The sequence below is a fragment of the Pseudomonas sp. JV414 genome, assembly GCF_032424305.1.
Taxonomy (GTDB): Bacteria; Pseudomonadota; Gammaproteobacteria; order Pseudomonadales; family Pseudomonadaceae; genus Aquipseudomonas; species Aquipseudomonas lini.
The window spans coordinates 122,730-139,956 of the sequence record NZ_VYKC01000001.1 but is presented as its reverse complement, the minus strand read 5'-3'; the positions used below and the strand labels follow the sequence as shown (position 1 = coordinate 139,956).

General features: G+C 58.5%; 12 protein-coding genes. 3 read left to right on the top strand and 9 right to left on the bottom strand.

Annotated features, from left to right (window positions below):
• Positions 1-376 precede the first annotated feature (376 nt).
• Together F6R97_RS00630 and F6R97_RS00625 are read right to left on the bottom strand one after the other, a co-directional pair.
• Positions 377-1,783, bottom strand: coding sequence for an FAD-dependent oxidoreductase (locus F6R97_RS00630; protein ID WP_315865816.1), 1,407 nt, complete (start codon positions 1,781-1,783; stop codon positions 377-379).
• Positions 1,784-1,834: 51 nt separating this feature from the next.
• Positions 1,835-2,650, bottom strand: a complete 816-nt coding sequence (locus F6R97_RS00625) for an AraC family transcriptional regulator (protein ID WP_038983349.1) — start codon at positions 2,648-2,650, stop codon at positions 1,835-1,837.
• 277 nt (positions 2,651-2,927) lie between these two features.
• On the opposite strand from F6R97_RS00625, the gene F6R97_RS00620 reads away from it, so the two are divergent.
• Positions 2,928-3,203: a DUF1652 domain-containing protein gene (locus tag F6R97_RS00620; RefSeq protein ID WP_048393468.1), complete on the top strand. Its 276-nt coding sequence runs from the start codon at positions 2,928-2,930 to the stop codon at positions 3,201-3,203.
• A 117-nt stretch (positions 3,204-3,320) separates the two neighbouring features.
• Here the strand turns inward: F6R97_RS00620 and F6R97_RS00615 are convergent, their stop codons facing one another.
• From F6R97_RS00615 to F6R97_RS00605, 3 genes are all read right to left on the bottom strand, one after another.
• Complete coding sequence (locus tag F6R97_RS00615; RefSeq protein ID WP_315865815.1) at positions 3,321-4,502, bottom strand: cystathionine gamma-synthase; 1,182 nt, start codon at positions 4,500-4,502, stop codon at positions 3,321-3,323.
• The gene (locus tag F6R97_RS00610; RefSeq protein ID WP_038983739.1) at positions 4,499-5,875 is read right to left on the bottom strand and encodes a pyridoxal-phosphate dependent enzyme; all 1,377 of its coding nucleotides are present in this window, start codon (positions 5,873-5,875) and stop codon (positions 4,499-4,501) included. Before F6R97_RS00610 ends, F6R97_RS00615 begins: the two co-directional genes overlap by 4 nt.
• A 166-nt stretch (positions 5,876-6,041) precedes the next feature.
• Positions 6,042-8,516: a UvrD-helicase domain-containing protein gene (locus tag F6R97_RS00605; protein WP_315865814.1), complete on the bottom strand. Its 2,475-nt coding sequence runs from the start codon at positions 8,514-8,516 to the stop codon at positions 6,042-6,044.
• A gap of 280 nt (positions 8,517-8,796) precedes the next feature.
• Here F6R97_RS00605 and F6R97_RS00600 point away from each other — a divergent pair, with 280 nt between their 5' ends.
• Positions 8,797-9,492: a pirin family protein gene (locus tag F6R97_RS00600; protein WP_038983353.1), complete on the top strand. Its 696-nt coding sequence runs from the start codon at positions 8,797-8,799 to the stop codon at positions 9,490-9,492.
• A gap of 182 nt (positions 9,493-9,674) precedes the next feature.
• On the opposite strand, the gene pgm is transcribed toward F6R97_RS00600, so the two are convergent.
• From pgm to F6R97_RS00580, 4 genes are all read right to left on the bottom strand, one after another.
• Positions 9,675-11,321, bottom strand: a complete 1,647-nt coding sequence (pgm, locus tag F6R97_RS00595) for a phosphoglucomutase (alpha-D-glucose-1,6-bisphosphate-dependent) (protein WP_038983354.1) — start codon at positions 11,319-11,321, stop codon at positions 9,675-9,677.
• A 109-nt stretch (positions 11,322-11,430) separates the two neighbouring features.
• Positions 11,431-12,831, bottom strand: a complete 1,401-nt coding sequence (locus F6R97_RS00590) for a PLP-dependent aminotransferase family protein (protein WP_315865813.1) — start codon at positions 12,829-12,831, stop codon at positions 11,431-11,433.
• 67 nt (positions 12,832-12,898) lie between these two features.
• Positions 12,899-14,389 carry a hypothetical protein gene (locus F6R97_RS00585; protein WP_315865812.1) on the bottom strand — a complete coding sequence of 497 codons (1,491 nt, stop codon included), beginning with the start codon at positions 14,387-14,389 and terminating at the stop codon, positions 12,899-12,901.
• Between the two features lie 563 nt (positions 14,390-14,952).
• Positions 14,953-15,975 carry a zinc-dependent alcohol dehydrogenase family protein gene (locus F6R97_RS00580; protein ID WP_008006061.1) on the bottom strand — a complete coding sequence of 341 codons (1,023 nt, stop codon included), beginning with the start codon at positions 15,973-15,975 and terminating at the stop codon, positions 14,953-14,955.
• Positions 15,976-16,243: 268 nt separating this feature from the next.
• On the opposite strand from F6R97_RS00580, the gene F6R97_RS00575 reads away from it, so the two are divergent.
• Positions 16,244-17,158 (top strand): LysR family transcriptional regulator, encoded by a 915-nt coding sequence (locus F6R97_RS00575; protein WP_038983357.1) that lies wholly within the window; start codon positions 16,244-16,246, stop codon positions 17,156-17,158.
• The last annotated feature ends 69 nt before the right edge of the window (positions 17,159-17,227 follow it).

Sequence of the window (17,227 nt, the reverse complement as noted above, 5' to 3'; positions counted from 1 at the left end):
CTACATTTTTTTTGACGTCAAATTGAGTCGCTCCGGCGAACTCCAGTAAACAGTGCGCGCGCTGTCGAAATATAGTTTGTAGTTGAAGGTTTTAGCTGGATTGTCTGACAATCTGCTATCTAAATATTAAATATGGGTAAGTTGTTTTTCTGTAGATGAGTTCTCATTTTCGGACTTATTAATATAAGTGCCAGCGCATTGCCATCAAATAAATTAAACGATCAGTTAGTTGCGATAGTGCTGGGCAAGTCTATCTCTGCGTTTCAGGTTTGGGACGGTTGAGCGAAGCGCGCCCCGTCTATCGGGGGCGCAACGCGCAATCAGAAGATCAAAACGCAGGTCTTGCGCACGGGCTGGCAACTCAGAGCGTCGCCGTTTAGTGCATGAAACCCTCCATGAACCCCGCCACCCGGCTGGCCAGTTTGCGTCGCCAAGGCGCGGTGGCCGGGTTGGCCAGGGTCTGGTCTTCGTGGACGAAGCTGCGGATGATCGCGTTGTAACCCAGCCAGCGGCAGGGCTCGGGTTCCCAGGCTTTGAGCGCGTCGAGACCGCCCTGAGGAATAACCCACGGCTGGCGGACCAACTCGGTATCGCGCTGAAGAATCAGGTCGGCCAGGGTTCGCCCGCCGAGGTTGCTGGCACCGACACCCTCCCCGCCATAACCGCCGGACACGGCGATGCCGCTGGCCTGATCGCAGAGCATGTGCGGCTTGAAGCGCCGAGACATACCCAGGTTGCCGCCCCAGGCATGGGTGATTCGGACGTTCTTGAGCTGCGGGAAAAGTTCACTGAACAGGTAGCGCCGCAACTCTATTTCGCTGGTGGTCAGGTCGAAGTCATGGCGCAATTTGCCAGCAAATTGATAGCCGCCACGAGCACCGAACACCAAGCGGTTATCCGCCGTGCGCTGGCCATAGGTGACTTGGCGGCTGCTTTCACTAAAGGCCTGACCTTGGCTAAGGCCGATTTCGTCCCAGGTCGCGGCGGACAGCGGTTCGGTCGCCACCAGCAAACTCTGGACCGGCAACTGATAACGGTCCAGCGGTGGCAATGTGGCCGCATAACCTTCTACCGCCGGTACGATCCAGCGGCTGCGGACCTGAGCCTTGGCGGTACGCAAACTGCCCGACTGCCATTGAGTGACCGGGCTGTTCTCATAAATGTTGATCCCCATTCGCTCCACCGTCCGTGCCAGACCTCGGACCAACTTTGCCGGGTTAATGGTCGCGACGTGCGGTGCATGGATACCGCCATAAGGTTTGGCAATTCTGATCTGTTGCGCCAATTGCTCGGGACTGAGCCAGCGGTAGTCGTTTTCGGTCAGCCCTTGGCGGTAGAGCGTGTCCAGATAATGGCGCAGGCTGGCTTCCTGCTCTGGATAACGCGCAGCACAGTAAAGCACCCCGCCTTTGCGATAATCGCAGTCGATACCTTCTCGTTCGAGGACGATTTCTACTTCATCAGGGATGCCGTGCAGCAGATCGAAAGAAGCGCGGCGCTGTTCGTCCGGCAAATCGGCAAGCAAGCGATCTTCGCCCGGCAGATTGCCCATCAACCAGCCGCCATTACGGCCCGACGCGCCGAAACCCGCGATGTTTGCTTCGACGATGGCAATGTTCAACCCCGGTGCCAGACGCTTGAGGTAGTACGCGGTCCAGAGCCCGGTGTACCCCGCGCCAATGATGGCCACGTCGACGTCCAGATCCTGTTCCAGCGCCGGGAGCGCCAGCAATGGCTCGTCGAGTTGATCCATCCACAAACTGATCGTGCGCCACGCCGACATGCAAGACTCCGCCACTCAAAACTTCGATGGCGTCGATCCTAGTGCGTGGGGTCAGGGATTGTCTTGCGCGCGTGCCCGCAAAGAAATTTGTTTGGCGTAAGCCTTGGGCGACAGGCCGGTGTGGCGGCGAAAACAGCTGTAAAACGCCGACAACGAATTGAAGCCAGCCGCGAAGGCCAGTTCGTCGATACGCAGTGGCGGTGTGGCGGCGTCCAGTGCGGTAAGCAAATGCTGCAACCGCGCCTGATTGACGTAACGGTAGAAGCTTTGGCCCAGCACCTGATTCAGCAGATAGGAAATCTGGTTGCGGCTGTACCCGCACTCCTTCGCCACCCGTTGCAGATCAAGCTCGGGATCCAGATAAGGTTGCTGGCGCTGGAAGTACTGCAGCAAATCTTCGGCCATGAAACTCAGCTGCCGCGGTGACAGCCCGAGTCGACTGACCGCCGGGCGCAGGTTGCGGGCGGTTTTGCCGGTCGCTTGTTCGTGTACGAGCGTGGCGTATTCATTGACCCGCCAGATCAGCCCGTCACGTACGGTAATTGCCTCGCTGGTCCGAAACGACACCAGTCCCTCGCCGCCGCGAAGGGTGATGCGGTACTGAATAAACGCCGTGTCGTCGTCCAGGCGAATACGGTCCGAATGCTCCAGGGCTTCATCCGGATCGCGGGGCATGCTGTCGCGCACATACTCGCGCAACTCATCCAGCCCCATCATGCGGTTCTGGAAAAAATCGTTGTACTGAATATCCGGATGATAAAGCGCCATGACGCCATCCAGATCCCGGTGCTTCCAGCGCAGGTGGTAACGCATGACCGTCTCGCCCGTGACCTGGGTTTGCAACGGAGCATCATCATCGGCGTGCATAAAGGACTCAATGAGAAAAAACCGAGCTTGCCGAAGTTCTCGCCAGGCTTCAATGCCCCCGTGGAATGCCCCGGCAATATTGGCCTGTCGCCACAAAATCGGTGTCTCGTGATCTGCGTCAAAAAAAAATGAACCAATCGCTAAACGGACTGAAAAAATCCACATGACTTTCACATCTGGATGCTACTTTTAAAGACAGTCACCGGTTGAGCCATTGAAGGTTCTTCCCTCCTAACATGAGCTAAAGGAAGCGCTCGATGATGAAGGTGGGCAACACATGAATAAAGCGTCTTTCAGCAAGGTCACTTTTCCAAATGCCTGCCAGCTGATGCGCTGGCATTTTCATCCCATGGGTTTCGAAGCGACCATGGATGCACCGGGCAGTATGGTTGCCCGGCTGTTCGACCGCGCCAGTGGCGAAACCATGATCGCCATTGCCGGTATTCCTTGCGCAACGGTCATGAATGCGGCGGATGTAGAACGAATCATTGAAGCTGTGGAAGATGAGCTGGAGGCGTTCATTCCGCCGGAGGCTCTCAGGAGTTATGCCTGATGTGTAGGAGCTGCCGAAGGCTGCGATCTTTTGATTTTGCCCTTGCCTGAACCCGATCAATCAACAAAGCCAAAATCAAAAGATCGCAGCCTTCGGCAGCTCCTACATGGATAGTGTTTAACCGACCTTCGTCAGGGCCTGCGCCAGATCAGCGCGCAGGTCTTCGACATCCTCGACCCCCACTGACAAACGCACCAGCGCATCGCCGATGCCGAGTTGTGCCCGGGTTTCGACGGGGATGCTGGCATGGGTCATGATCGCCGGATGCTCGATCAGGCTTTCCACCCCGCCCAGGCTCTCGGCCAAGGCAAAGATCCGCACACTCTCGAGGAAGCGCTTGGTGCCAGCCAGGTCGCAGTTCAAATCGAGGGAAATCATCCCGCCGAATCCACGCATTTGCCGCCGCGCCAGTTCGTGCTGCGGGTGCGATGGCAGGCCTGGATAATAGACACGCGCCACCTGCGGCTGACGCTCCAGCCATTGCGCCAGCTCCAGCGCGTTGCGGCAATGGCGCTCCATGCGTAGCGCAAGGGTCTTCACCCCGCGCAACGTGAGAAAAGCATCGAACGGCCCGGCGATAGCCCCCACCGAGTTCTGCAGAAACCCCAGGCGCTCAGCCAGTTCAGCGTTCTGCCCGACCACCGCGATGCCGCCGATCACGTCGGAGTGACCATTCAGGTACTTGGTCGTCGAGTGCAGCACGATGTCGAAGCCCAACTCCAGCGGGCGCTGTATCCACGGGCTGGCAAAGGTATTGTCGGCCACACAAATGATGCCTCGCTCGCGACAGGTGCGCGCGACGGCGGCGAGGTCAGTCAGGCTCAGCAGAGGATTGCTCGGCGTCTCGACCCAGACCATCCGCGTGTCGTCCTGTAGCGACGCCTCGAATGCAGCCAGGTCAGTCAGATCGACGAAGCTGAAACGATGCCCGGCACTGCGCTGGCGCACCTTGTCAAACAGGCGGAATGTACCGCCGTACAAGTCATTGCCAGAGACGATGTGGGCGCCAGCATCGAGCAATTCGAGCACGTTGGCGATCGCCGCCAGCCCGGAAGCGAAGGCGAAGGCTTGGGTACCACCCTCGAGGTCCGCCACACAACGCTCCAGCGCAAAGCGCGTCGGATTATGCGAGCGCCCGTAATCGAAGCCCTTGTGCACACCCGGGCTCTGTTGCAGATAGGTGGAGTTGGCATAAATCGGCGGCATCAGCGCCCCGGTGGACGGGTCCGGCGTCTGTCCGGCATGGATCACACGGGTGGCGAAGGCACGTGGTTTGGCGGTTTCATCGTGCTGACTCATGCAAGGGATCTCCGCAGGTAATTGAGCATGTCGACGCGGGTAATCAGCCCATGGAAACCCGAGTCGTCGGCGATCATCGCTACCAATCCACGGTCGAGCTTCGCCTCCAGTTCAGCCAGACTGGCGCCGGGTGGCAGGATTTCCAGCTTGTCAGTCATCGCACTGCTCACTGCCATACGGAAGTGCGAAGCGTCTTCGTGCACGCCAAGCAGGATATCGGACTCGTCGATCACACCGACCAGCCGCTGCCCGTCCACCAGCACCGGCAGTTGCGACACATCCGCCAGGCGCATGCGCTGGAACGCGGTGAGCAGCGTGTCGTCCGGGCCCACGCTGACCACCCGGCCATCCTCGAAACGCCGCGCGATCAGGTCACGCAAATCACCGTAGCGCTTGCGCGCAAGCAGCCCCTGATCGTTCATCCACTGGTCGTTGTAGACCTTCGACAGGTAGCGGGTGCCTGTGTCGCAGACGAAACTGACCACCCGCTTCGGCTCGGTTTGCTCGCGGCAGTAACGCAATGCCGCCGCCAGCAATGTGCCGGTCGAGGAGCCGCCGAGAATCCCTTCCGCGCGCAACAGTTGACGCGCATGATCGAAGCTTTCCTCGTCGCTGATCGAATAGGCCTTTCGCACGCTGGACAGGTCGGCAATCGACGGAATGAAGTCTTCGCCAATACCCTCCACCGCCCAGGAACCGGGCGTACCAAGGGTGCCGCTGCGGCTGTATTCGGCCATCACCGAACCGACCGGGTCGGCCAGCACCATTTCCAGATTCGGTTGTACGCGCTGAAAGAAACGGGTCAGCCCGGTCAACGTGCCGGCCGAACCGACGCCGACAACGATGGCATCCACATCATGCTGAGTCTGCGCCCAGATCTCCGGAGCAGTACTGCACTCGTGGGCCAGCGGGTTGGCCGGGTTGTTGAATTGATCAGCGAAGAAGGCATCGGGAATTTCCTGCGCCAACCGCGCAGCGACATCCTGGTAATAATCGGGATGACCTTTGCCGACGTCGGAACGGGTGATGTGCACTTCGGCGCCCATCGCCTTGAGGTGCAGGACCTTTTCGGTGGACATCTTGTCCGGCACCACCAACACCACCCGATATCCCTTGGCCCGACCGACCAGCGCCAGGCCCAAACCGGTGTTGCCGGCGGTGGCCTCGACGATGGTGCCGCCGGGGCGCAGGCGCCCATCGCGCTCGGCGGCGTCGATCATTGCCAGGCCGATGCGATCCTTGATCGAGCCACCGGGGTTTTGCGATTCGAGTTTGAGAAACAGCGTGCACGGACCGGTATCGAAGCGGCTGACACGCACCAGCGGCGTATTACCGATCAGTTCGAGCACGGCAGGACGGGAGTCGTTCGGCATGTCGTCACCTCGCTGCATGTATCCGCACTGGATGGACAGCGACCTGCGGCGAATCATTGCGCGCCAGTCGCAAGCAAAGCCTCGCCTTGGACCATAGGCCGGGATTACGCCCCCCGCAACTTTTCGCAGCCAGTCGGTACTGTCTCTGGCTCAAGACTCTCTTAAATCAGGCAGACACTTTTCCCTGACGATGATCCGCAAAAAACGCCTTGCCCTTGCCGATCCGGTCGGAGGCCTTGGGCATATTCGCAGCCGAGGTATCCTGGCCATCGACATACCAATAGCAATGGCTCACTGCCCGGGTGATGCCCACGTAAGCCAGTCGCAGAATCTCGTCTTTCTGTGCGCTGTCGTAAGCTTCGCTGTCGCCAGCCTTGCCGAGCCCGGCCATGCGATAGACCTGGTTCTTGTAGGGTGAACTGGTCAGATGCTGGCAATCGCCCAGCAGAAATACCGCATCCGCCTGCAGGCCTTTGGCGCTGTGATAGGTCAATTGCTTGAGTCGTCGAGCGTCGTACGGCAAGCTAGAATCCACATTAACTACAGATTGAATATGTTCTTCAATCAATGACTTATCGCTGCTTTTTCGATAAAGCATCAAGATTGAATCGCCCTTTCTATAGTGTTCGATCAGGCGCTGGGCCATGCCTTGGTCATCCCGATCGAGCACATTCACCGGCAGCAGTGCCTTGGGTTCACCGCTAGCCTTGGCCTTCTTGCCAGCGATCGCCGGAGCCGCGCGGACGATATGCTCCGCCGCGTCGATGATGTGCTGATGGCTGCGGTAATTGTCGCTGAGCATCACTTTGGTCGTGCTCGGCGACGGGAATTCCTTGTTGAATTCCATGAAGTAAGTCGGCGAGCTGCCGCGCCAGCCATAGATGGACTGCCAGTCATCACCGACACAAAGCAATGACGAACGCTGCGCGCCACGCCCCACATGCATGGCCGGTCCGCGACTGCGGATCTCCGCCAGGCTGGCGCGAATCCACGAAACGATCTGCGGCGACACGTCCTGAAACTCGTCAATCATCAAGTGCGACATTGGCCTGAGCAGCTCATCGCTCAGCAGCTTGAGATTCTCCGGCGAATGTTCACTGAACAAGGCGAACATCCGGTTGTAGGTCATCACCGGTGGCGATTGATCCAGCAGATGATCTTCCAGCGCTCGCCAGAACAGACTCAAGGCCTCGAAGAAGAACCGGTCCGGGTCATCCTTGGCGAAACTCATCTGGCCCACGGCATTCGGCACATCCAGGCCGAGGTTTTCAATAAACCCGGCCGCCGCGACAAAACAGTCCAGCAACGGCGCAGAACCGAGCTCGCCCTTGACCTTGTAATCGAAGCCCGGCCCGGCGCTGGCGTCCCCGGCAAGCGATGCCAAAACACGCTTTGAAGATTCATAACTGTCTAGCCATATCAAAGGCTTACGACAGAAAGCTTGAAACAGGGTGCGCTTTACTGCCCATTCTGCGCGCACTGAAAGTTTGGCATTCGGACGGCTGACCAGGGGATTTTCCCGAGGATCGAAACCCAGCACCACCCAGGCATCCAGCGTCGGAATGTAGCCGTGGCAATGAAAGGTCGAACCGTTGATATCGAAGGTCTGACGATTCGGTTCGATGCCCTTGATCGGCCAGGCACCGGCGCGAAACCATAAGTCCTCGATGGTGTCGCACAGTTCTTCATCGCGCTTGGCGGCGAGTTCAGTCACCGCCATGCGTTTCTGCACGTCCGGGTGATCACGCTCCAGCTCTTTGAGCTGCAAGGCATGACGCGACAAAGGTTTGATCAGTTCGCGGAAACGTTCATCGCGGGTGTGCAGACTGTGATAACAGGCGTTGAGTTGCTGACGCTGGGCGTCATTGATGCGAAGGTCGAAGGGGTTGCTGTCGACCTCTTCGTCGCCGCCTTGCACGCGGTGACTGAGGTTTTCGAAGGCTTGCAGCCGCTCGAAACCTGGCAGACTGCGAACCATCGGCAGGATGCGCGAATGGAAAGTGCGCACCAGATCGCGCGCTTCTTTAAGGCTGATTCCCCGACCCCAGACTGCAAACAGCTCGATCAGTTTATTGATGAAGTCCTTGCGCGATTCGCGGGTGAAGGTCACCACGGTCATAGAGCTCAGCTCAAACCCCAGGTAGTGGTTGAGCAGCAGAATTCGCAGCACCAGGGTAGTCGACTTGCCCGCGCCCGCGCCGGCGATCACCGAGGTCGAGGGGGTGTCGCTGAAAATCATCTTCCATTGGGCGGTGCTCGGCTGGGCGTGCGCGGGCAGTAATCGCGCCACGTCGGCCTTCATGCGCTTCTTCAGCTCAGCACTCAATGGCAGCCGCCAATCGTCGAACAGATTGTCATCGACGTTGGGCGGTCGATGCTCGGTCGAGCGCGAGTCGCGAATCAACAGAACCTGCCGACCTTCCTCCAACCCCTCGAGTTTGCCTTCCTTATAGCCGTACTCCACACCGGCGCTGTGGCCACTGCGAAAACCGTCGGCTTGGCCGTGCAGCCAGGACGCACGGTGTTGCGCGCGCAATCGGGTAAGGCCATGGCCAAAGAACCGGGCGGCCAGGCGCTTGAGCAGTGGCATCTCGGCCAAGGGACGAAGTTCGGGGGGAAGATCGGGGGTGTGTTGCGGCACGCTGACGGACTCCAGGGTGTGAGGCTGTTGAGGGCTATGGTGTCTGCATTTTCCGTTGAGTTCTAGTGAAATGCTTACAGGTCATTGGCTTATGCGATGAAGTGAAGGCTGGGTGAGAATGTTTCGAGGATATTTGATATCAATTAATTCGATTGTATTGAGGCATTTTTTACGCTTTTTATCGATTAATACCTGATAGATGATGCTCGCCATCAACCACCGGTTCTCGTTTATGGCCCTATGCGTTCTGCCCTAATGACGAACCTTTCAGGAGACGATCATGCTTGAACTCAGACCTTTCAACTCGCTGGGCGGCGCACACCATGGCTGGTTGGATGCCCATCACCACTTTTCGTTCGCCGAGTACCACGACCCCAAGCGCATGAACTGGGGCAACCTGCGGGTGTGGAACGATGACGTGATTGCCGCCGGCACCGGGTTCCCGCAACACCCGCACCGTGACATGGAAATCATCACCTACGTTCGTGAAGGCGCGATCACCCACCAAGACAACCTCGGTAACAAGGGCCGCACCGAAGCGGGCGACGTGCAGGTCATGAGCGCCGGCACCGGAATCGCTCACAGTGAGTACAACCTGGAAGCAACCGAGACCCGGATCTTTCAGATCTGGATCATCCCCAACGAAGTGGGTTCGGCCCCGTCGTGGGGTGCCAAGCCGTTCCCCAAAGGCGAGCGCGAAGGTTTCGTGACCCTGGCCAGTGGCAAGGCCGGCGATGATCAAAGCCTGCACATTCGCGCCGATGCTCGTCTGGTGGCGGCGAATCTGAAGGCCGGTGAGTCCGCGGAGTATCAGCTGGAGAGTGGCCGTCGGGCTTACTTGGTTCCAGCCACTGGGGTCATTGAAGTCAATGGCTTGCGTGCACAAGCTCGAGACGGTGTCGCGATTGCCGATGAGCAGGTGTTGCGCGTGACGGCGATTGAGGACAGTGAGATTGTGTTGGTTGATGTGGCTTGATGCGGTAAATGCAGGGCAAAAAAAGGGGGCGACCGTTAATGGTCGCCCCTTTTTTGTGGTTGAAATCCTGGGTAACTGTAGCGACGCCTTCGCGGGCAAGCCTCGCTCCTACAGGAATAGTGTCGTTCACATGGGCGACTAACTTCTGTAGGAGCGAGGCTTGCCCGCGAAGGGGCCGTCACCTATTTCGCAGAAATCGCGCCATCCACCAAGGTCTGAGCTTCCGCCACCAACAGCTTCAGGTGATCGTCACTGACAAAGCTTTCCGCGTAGATCTTGTAGATATCCTCAGTGCCCGATGGCCGCGCCGCGAACCAACCGTTTTCGGTCATGACTTTCAGACCGCCAATGGCCTGGTCGTTGCCCGGTGCATGGCTGAGGATGCTCTGGATCGCTTCACCCGCCAACTGAGTCGAGGTGACCTGATCCGGCGACAATTTACTCAGCAGCGCTTTCTGCTCGGGGTTCGCCTTGGCATCGACCCGTACCGAGAAAGGTTCGCCCAGTTCATCGGTCAGCGCGCGATAGGCCTGGCTAGGGTCGCGGCCCGTGCGAGCAGTCATTTCGGCGGCCAGCAATGCCGGAATCAAGCCATCCTTGTCGGTGCACCAGACACTGCCGTCCTTGCGCAGGAACGACGCGCCAGCACTTTCTTCGCCACCAAAGCCGAGGGAGCCGTCGAACAGGCCATCAGCAAACCATTTGAAGCCGACCGGCACTTCGTACAGGCGACGGCCCAGGCGCTTGGCAACGCGATCGATCAAGCCACTGCTGACCACGGTTTTGCCCACGGCTGCATCGGCGCGCCACTGTGGACGATTCTGGAACAGGTAATCGATCGTCACCGCGAGGTAGTTGTTGGGTGCCAGCAAACCACCGGACGGGGTCACGATGCCATGTCGATCGTGATCCGGGTCACAGGCAAAGGCCACGTCAAAACGCTCTTTCAGTCCGATCAGACCTTGCATGGCGTGGCTGGACGATGGGTCCATGCGGATCTGCCCGTCCCAGTCGACGGTCATGAAACGGAATGTCGCATCAACTTCTTTATTCACCACCTCCAGGTCCAGGCGATAGTGCTCGGCAATCGCCGACCAGTAGCGCACCCCTGCTCCGCCCAGCGGATCGACGCCCAGACGCAGCTTCGCATCGCGGATGGCGTCGAAGTCGATCACGTTGATCAGGTCAGCGACATAGGTGTTGAGGTAATCGTGACGATGGGTGGTGCTGGCCTTCAGGGCCTGCTCGTAGCTGATGCGTTTGACGCCAGCGAGTTTGGCCGCCAGCAGCTCGTTGGCCTTGGCTTCGATCCACTTGGTGATATGGGTATCGGCCGGGCCGCCGTTGGTAGGGTTGTACTTGTAGCCACCGCTTTGTGGCGGGTTGTGGGACGGCGTGATGACGATGCCGTCTGCCAGGCCCGAAGTGCGCCCACGGTTGTAGCAAAGAATCGCGTGGGAAATGGCCGGAGTCGGCGTGTACTCGTCGCCTTCGGCAATCATCACCGTCACGCCATTCGCCGCCAGCACTTCCAGGGCGCTGGCACCGGCCGGCGTAGACAGCGCGTGGGTGTCGATACCGACGAACAGTGGACCGTCGATACCCTGGGCTTCGCGGTACAGGCAGATTGCCTGGCTGATGGCCAGAACGTGCCATTCGTTGAAACTCAGATCGAACGAGCTACCTCGGTGTCCGGACGTGCCGAAGGCGACGCGCTGGGTAGAAATGGCTGCATCGGGCTGGCCGGTGTAATAGGCCGTCACCAGTCGCGGGATGTCGACCAACAGTTCTGCCGGTGCCGGTTTGCCCGCAAAAGGACTGAGTGTCATGCAAAACCTCTGAGAAAGAGTGGTTCGGGATTAGAACGCAGTTTACTGACTGTTTGCCCTTGGCGCGATGTTATCGATTGTCAGGTTCCGGGGAGGATTTTGCCTCGGCTCAGTCGATCGACTCCAGGCGCAAGGCATCTCCCAACAGTCCCAGTGCGTCGGCGAGGTCATGGTGACCACCGAAGGTATGACTCAGGCGCAAATGCTGCCCATGCAATCCTTGCAGGCTGAACAGTTCTCCCGGCGCAATCACCACATGCTGCTTGAGCAAACGCTCGAACACTCGATGCACATTGACCTGACGCAACGAGCGGATCCAGATCGTCGCCCCACCCTGGGGTTCAACGAAGTGCAGCGCATCGGGCAGACGCTCTTCAAGCAACCGGGTCATCTGCACCATGCGTTCCTTGAGCAGTCGACGCAACACCAGCAGGTGTTGATCGATGCGTCCGTTGCTATACAGCCGCGCAATGGCTTTCTGACGAATCAGCGACAGACGGAAAGCGCGTAGCAGAAAGTGCCGTTGCAGGTCGACGCGCAGCCGTCGCGAAAGCACATAGCCATAGGGCGCCTCCGACCCGATGATTTTCTCGAACGTGGAAAACACGATCAGCCGGTCAGGGTCCAGCAGATCGCGAAACCGCAGGCCGTTCGGCTCGAATTCGAGTTCGTCGTAACAATCGTTTTCCAACACCCAACTACCATGTCGTTTCAGCAGCTGTGCGGCGGATTGCCTGTTGCTGTCAGGCGCCACACTGCCCCGGGGCATGTTCAGTCCCGATGAAAGCATCACCAGCCGCACCCGCTCGGTCTCAAGCAAATGGTTCAACTGCTCAAGATCCAGACCACCATCGGCTTGCAACGGCAATTCGATCACCTTCACATCCGCGCCCTGGAGCAGGCGCAGAATCACCCAGTCGCACGGCGACTCGACCACCACCACCGCATCTTTGAGACCAAGGGCGGCAATCAGTATTTCCAGGACTCCCCGCAGGTCGGCGCCGATATAGACATCATCGGCATGCCAGCAGCGTGTCGGCGAAGTGGTGTAGCGCGCCGCCAGGGCTGTGCGCAGCTCCAGTTCGCCGCAGGGTTGCGATGACGGTTGTGGCTGACGCGGATACTGGCGCAGCAGTTCTCGCTCCAGCAACAGCAACGGGCTATCCAGGGGTTGTAATGACGCAGGCTCATCGGCGCTCAGCACCAGCATGCCGGGACGTCTGGCATTGACATAAACCGTTTCGAGCAGGTCCTTGCCGCTGCCGGGAATGCCGATTGAGGACACGGGGAGTGCGTAATAGCCGGACTTGGCCACTGAATAGACGCGCCCTTCCTTTTCCAGCAGCGAATAGGCGTACTGGATGGTCGAGATTGACACACTCAGGCGCTGCGCCAACTGTCGCAATGAGGGCAGGCGTACTTGCACGTCACTGCCCGGCTCATTGATCAGGTTAGTCAGGTAACGGTACACCGCCTGGTACGCAAAATCGGTATCTCGTGGTCCTTTCATGGGTAACGGCCGAACAGGCTACAAACGTCGTGACGCATCCTTGCCGAATCCGTCAAACCTGGCACTTTCACCGGCCCGTCGACCATTCGCCAGCCACGGTTGTTTCACTGTCAGGTTCCACGACTTCGGCTTGCCCACCCACGTCGCCGCTTTCCATGCCGAGCCCCCTGCCCTCATCCCGAACCACCGGGGCCATGCGGTAAAGCGTACCGATCAGACTCACAGGCAACCCGCTGACATCGACCATCCACTGCAGAACCTGCTCGGGTGCCGGGCCGCCCTGCATTGCCCGGTGCAAGTCCGGTAACGCGACGAGCATACCGGGATGGCACTGACGAAGAAAATGCTCAAGCGCCGCGCCGTTATCAACAAAAGGCGCGAACAGCAGGCACACCAGCTGAGCCTCGCTCAAACCGAGGTTCTTTTGTGCTTCGACCGCCGCCAATGCGCGCTGGTCGGTCATTGTCATCGGGTTGCCGAAGGTCTCCATGGCCTGTTCGCAAAAGCGCTCCGGCACTTGTTTACGACGCATCATCACCAGCGCCCGCTGCAAGAACTCGTTGACGCCCGCCTCGTAGGTATGACCGTGTACAAAACACGCTTGCAAGCCACGAAGATGCGCGGATATCGACAGGCTGACGTAGTCATTATCACTGAGATGGGCCGACAACTCGTCAGGTTGAAACCCGAGGAAATCGGTGAGCAACGGCCAGCGCTCTTCCAGGTTGCTGACCAGCATGTCGTTAATATCGATGAAGGTCGTGCGGCGACATTCTTCAAAATGCTCGGCGGGACGCCACGCCGCCTGGGCGGACTCAGGATAAAACTCGCGATAACAATCGTTGCCCAATTCATCGAGCCGCTCGAACAGGCCCTCGTAACCCGTTTCATGACAGCCCGACGCCTTGAGCCCAGCCTTGACCGCTGCACGATTCAATCCCTCAAGAAACTGCTTCTGCCGGCGGGGCGTATCGCTACTGACCAATGCATCGACCCCCTGGTCCCAGCGGGCAATTTGTCCGTAAAACTCCCCGGTCGCCAGGTACCCGTCATCCCACAGATCAAGCGGCCCGTCCCAGGCACGGCGGTGCCCGACCATCAGCAGATTAAGCCGATTCGACTCGCGACCGGCTTCGGAGATCGGCGCCAGATGGTTGAACGGCTGGACTTCACGATTATCGACCATCAACACTTCGACCCGGGGATCGTCGTAGAGAAACAACGCACTGCAGCTGCGATGGATGTTTTCCAGGGCCGCCGAGGCCGCACCGTTCGAGCGCAAGGTCGCCACTCGCAGCTGAAACGTCGCCGGTGCCCGGCCGGCGATACTCAGTTGCGCGGCGCGCAGTAGCGCCAAGGTGTAGCAGCTGTCGCGGGACCCGGACTGGATCGCCAGCACCTTGTAATCGCCGATACGTTCCATACCTCCTGCGGACATCACCAAACGCTGAATCATCAGTTGCAATGCCGTGCGCTCGGCGCGAGAAAAAAAACTCAGTAAACGCTGCAGCATTTGCTGATAAACATAGTTCATTGCCTGATCATGGGTAGCGGTCATCATTATTTACCTGTGACTCATAAGTTCAATGCCACGCAAACAACGAGGTGTATTGCGCAATAGGTATCTGTCATGAAGAAAGTGCCGGGGCGTTGTTCAAATGCTAGCACTTAAGCACGGTGTAATTATTTGAAATAATTGCATGTCACGGGTACCCCCAGGACATCAGGATCGCCGCAACGCTCGGTAGAATGGGCGCCCTGCGCTCCCGCGCGCTTTCCTAGGAAATTTCCGACAGCGTCCCACAGACACTTAGCACAAGAAATAAAGAAAGAAGTTGCCCATGAATGTAAGACAACTGAGCGACGCCGCATTATTTGTTGAGCATATATTACCAGCGCGCATTGAGGAGTTTCAGCCTGATACACGGCCATGACTCTTTCCTTGAGATGAAATTAATCATTCAATTATCAGGGCTTATATAATGATTAGAAGATACAGATCGAGAGCAAAAACCAGTTCAGTTGCTGAACCGGCCCACCGACAGATCGATGGACGTCTCATTTGGGAGTGACTACCAGCAGAAGAGTCCGTGCTCTCACGGACTCTTGCAGAGGAAGGGCTCAGGCAGGTTCGACCTGAAGGGCGACCCGTTCGCGGCATGGGCATTCGTCCATATAGCGGTGGGCTTCGACAAATTCGGAAAACGGGAACACCCGGGTCTTGAGCGGCAGCAGCACACGATCCGCGGTCAACTGGTTGATATCGCGCAGGGCACGTTGCAGTGCGGCCTGATCCTGGATGATGCCCAGCTCCGGTTTGCCGGTGAAGTTACCGATGCAGTGTACGAAGAACTGAATGTTCTTCTGGAACGCTGCACAGGCCGGGAATGGCGTCTGGTTCCCCCCTTGCAGGCCATAGAGCACCAGGCTGCCGCGAGGTGCGAGCACATCGCCGAGCAGCGACATCTGCGGCCCGCCAAGGCCATCGAACACCACATCGACGCCGCGGTTATCGGTGATCTTGTTGATCTGCATCAGCAGATCCTGTTCCTCGGTGACGATGACTTTTTCGGCGCCCAGGGACAGCAGATACTCACGCTCATCCGCGGTTTTGGTCGCGGCAATCACTCGCACACCGAGGGCTTTGCCCAGTTGTACGAACGACGGCCCGGCGCAGTGGCTGGCATCGGTCACCAGGGCAAATTGCCCGGGTTTGACTCGCGCCAGGTCGGCGTAGGCAAAATAAGCGATCAATAGCGGCGTGTAGTGCACGCTGGCTTCGATCGGGCTGAGTACGTCCGGGTAACGGGTCAATGCCGAGCGCGGCAGAACGATCTGTTCGCCGTAAACCGGGTAGTCGTTGGGACTCTCGGCCGGGAAGCTGGCGACCTTGTCACCAACGGCCAGATCATCGACGCCTTCGCCGACCATCGTGACCACGCCAGCCATTTCATGGCCAAGGCCTGAAGGCAGACGAGCATGGGACGAGGCCAGGTTCTGGCGCCAGAGAATGTCGTACCAGCTGATGCCTATCGCTTCGACGCGCACCTGCACTTCGCCCGGCGCAGGCAGAGCGGCCGCATGCTCTTCGCATTTGAGCACCTCGGCTGGACCAAACTTGTGAAAACGGATCGTGCGGGACATCGCAAACCTCGTCAAAGTAACCTCTAATGCCCTGAACTCTATCTGGGCTTTCTACCCAAGACCATCAGTGGCTATTAATAGTCGACATGCCTGTCATTGATTCCGCAGCGACGGCGACATCATCCAATGCCGTAAAAACCGAAGCAGCCTTTCAGAAAAAACTGAATTACTCTGTGCAGAGTACCAGCCTTTGCCCGTAAGATTCACGCCGGCCATTGTTCTCATAAGGCCGCTCACGTCAAGTTTGCTGAATCTGCCAGGACTCCAGATGAATCGTAATGACCTGCGTCGTGTCGACCTGAACCTGTTGATCGTTTTCGAAACACTGATGCACGAACGCAGTGTGACCCGCGCTGCGGAGAAACTGTTCCTCGGCCAGCCGGCCATCAGTGCGGCGCTCTCGCGCCTGCGCGGGCTGTTCGACGACCCGTTGTTCGTGCGTACCGGCCGCAGCATGGAGCCTTCCGCCCGGGCGGTGGAAATCTTCGCCCTGCTCTCGCCGGCCCTGGATTCGATTTCCACCGCGGTCAGTCGTGCAGCGGAATTCGACCCGGCGACCAGCACCACGGTGTTCCGCATCGGCCTGTCGGATGATGTTGAATTCGCGCTGCTGCCGATGCTGCTCAAGCGTTTGCGCGCAGAATCGCCGGGGATCGTGCTGGTGGTGCGTCGGGCCAATTACATTCTGATGCCGAGCCTGCTGGCTTCGGGCGAGATTTCCATCGGCGTCAGCTACACCGCTGACCTGCCAGCCAACGCCAAGCGCAAAGTGCTGCGCCGCAGCATGCCGAAATTGTTGCGAGCCGACACCATGCCGGGGCCGTTGAGCCTGGATGATTTCTGCGCCCGCCCCCACGCTTTGGTTTCATTCGCGGGCGACCTGAGCGGCTTTATAGATGAAGAACTGGAGAAACTCGGGCGCAAACGGCATGTGGTGCTGGCGGTGCCGCAGTTCAATGGGTTGAGCACACTGATCAGCGGCACCGATATTGTTGCGACCGTGCCTGATTACACAGCTGAAGCGTTGACCGCGGCGGGTGGTGTGCGAGCCGAAGATCCGCCGTTGCCGGTGCGCAGTTTTGAATTGCACATGGCTTGGCGCGGGTCACAGGATAATGATCCGGGTGAGCGGTGGTTAAGGTCGCGGATTCAGATGTTTTTTGGGGACCCTGATAGCCTGTAATGGAATTCCACCAAAATCCATAAAACCATTTAATAACAAGGTGTTATAGATAACTCAGTCCACTGAACC

What these genes read in the sequence shown, in the direction of transcription:
- F6R97_RS00590 (WP_315865813.1), bottom strand. Translation starts at nt 12,831, where the DNA reads ATGAAAGGACCACGAGATACCGATTTTGCGTACCAGGCGGTGTACCGT.
- F6R97_RS00625 (WP_038983349.1), bottom strand. Translation starts at nt 2,650, where the DNA reads ATGCACGCCGATGATGATGCTCCGTTGCAAACCCAGGTCACGGGCGAG.
- F6R97_RS00580 (WP_008006061.1), bottom strand. Translation starts at nt 15,975, where the DNA reads ATGTCCCGCACGATCCGTTTTCACAAGTTTGGTCCAGCCGAGGTGCTC.
- F6R97_RS00630 (WP_315865816.1), bottom strand. Translation starts at nt 1,783, where the DNA reads ATGTCGGCGTGGCGCACGATCAGTTTGTGGATGGATCAACTCGACGAG.
- F6R97_RS00615 (WP_315865815.1), bottom strand. Translation starts at nt 4,502, where the DNA reads ATGAGTCAGCACGATGAAACCGCCAAACCACGTGCCTTCGCCACCCGT.
- F6R97_RS00620 (WP_048393468.1), top strand. Translation starts at nt 2,928, where the DNA reads ATGAATAAAGCGTCTTTCAGCAAGGTCACTTTTCCAAATGCCTGCCAG.
- pgm (WP_038983354.1), bottom strand. Translation starts at nt 11,321, where the DNA reads ATGACACTCAGTCCTTTTGCGGGCAAACCGGCACCGGCAGAACTGTTG.
- F6R97_RS00610 (WP_038983739.1), bottom strand. Translation starts at nt 5,875, where the DNA reads ATGCCGAACGACTCCCGTCCTGCCGTGCTCGAACTGATCGGTAATACG.
- F6R97_RS00575 (WP_038983357.1), top strand. Translation starts at nt 16,244, where the DNA reads ATGAATCGTAATGACCTGCGTCGTGTCGACCTGAACCTGTTGATCGTT.
- F6R97_RS00600 (WP_038983353.1), top strand. Translation starts at nt 8,797, where the DNA reads ATGCTTGAACTCAGACCTTTCAACTCGCTGGGCGGCGCACACCATGGC.
- F6R97_RS00585 (WP_315865812.1), bottom strand. Translation starts at nt 14,389, where the DNA reads ATGACCGCTACCCATGATCAGGCAATGAACTATGTTTATCAGCAAATG.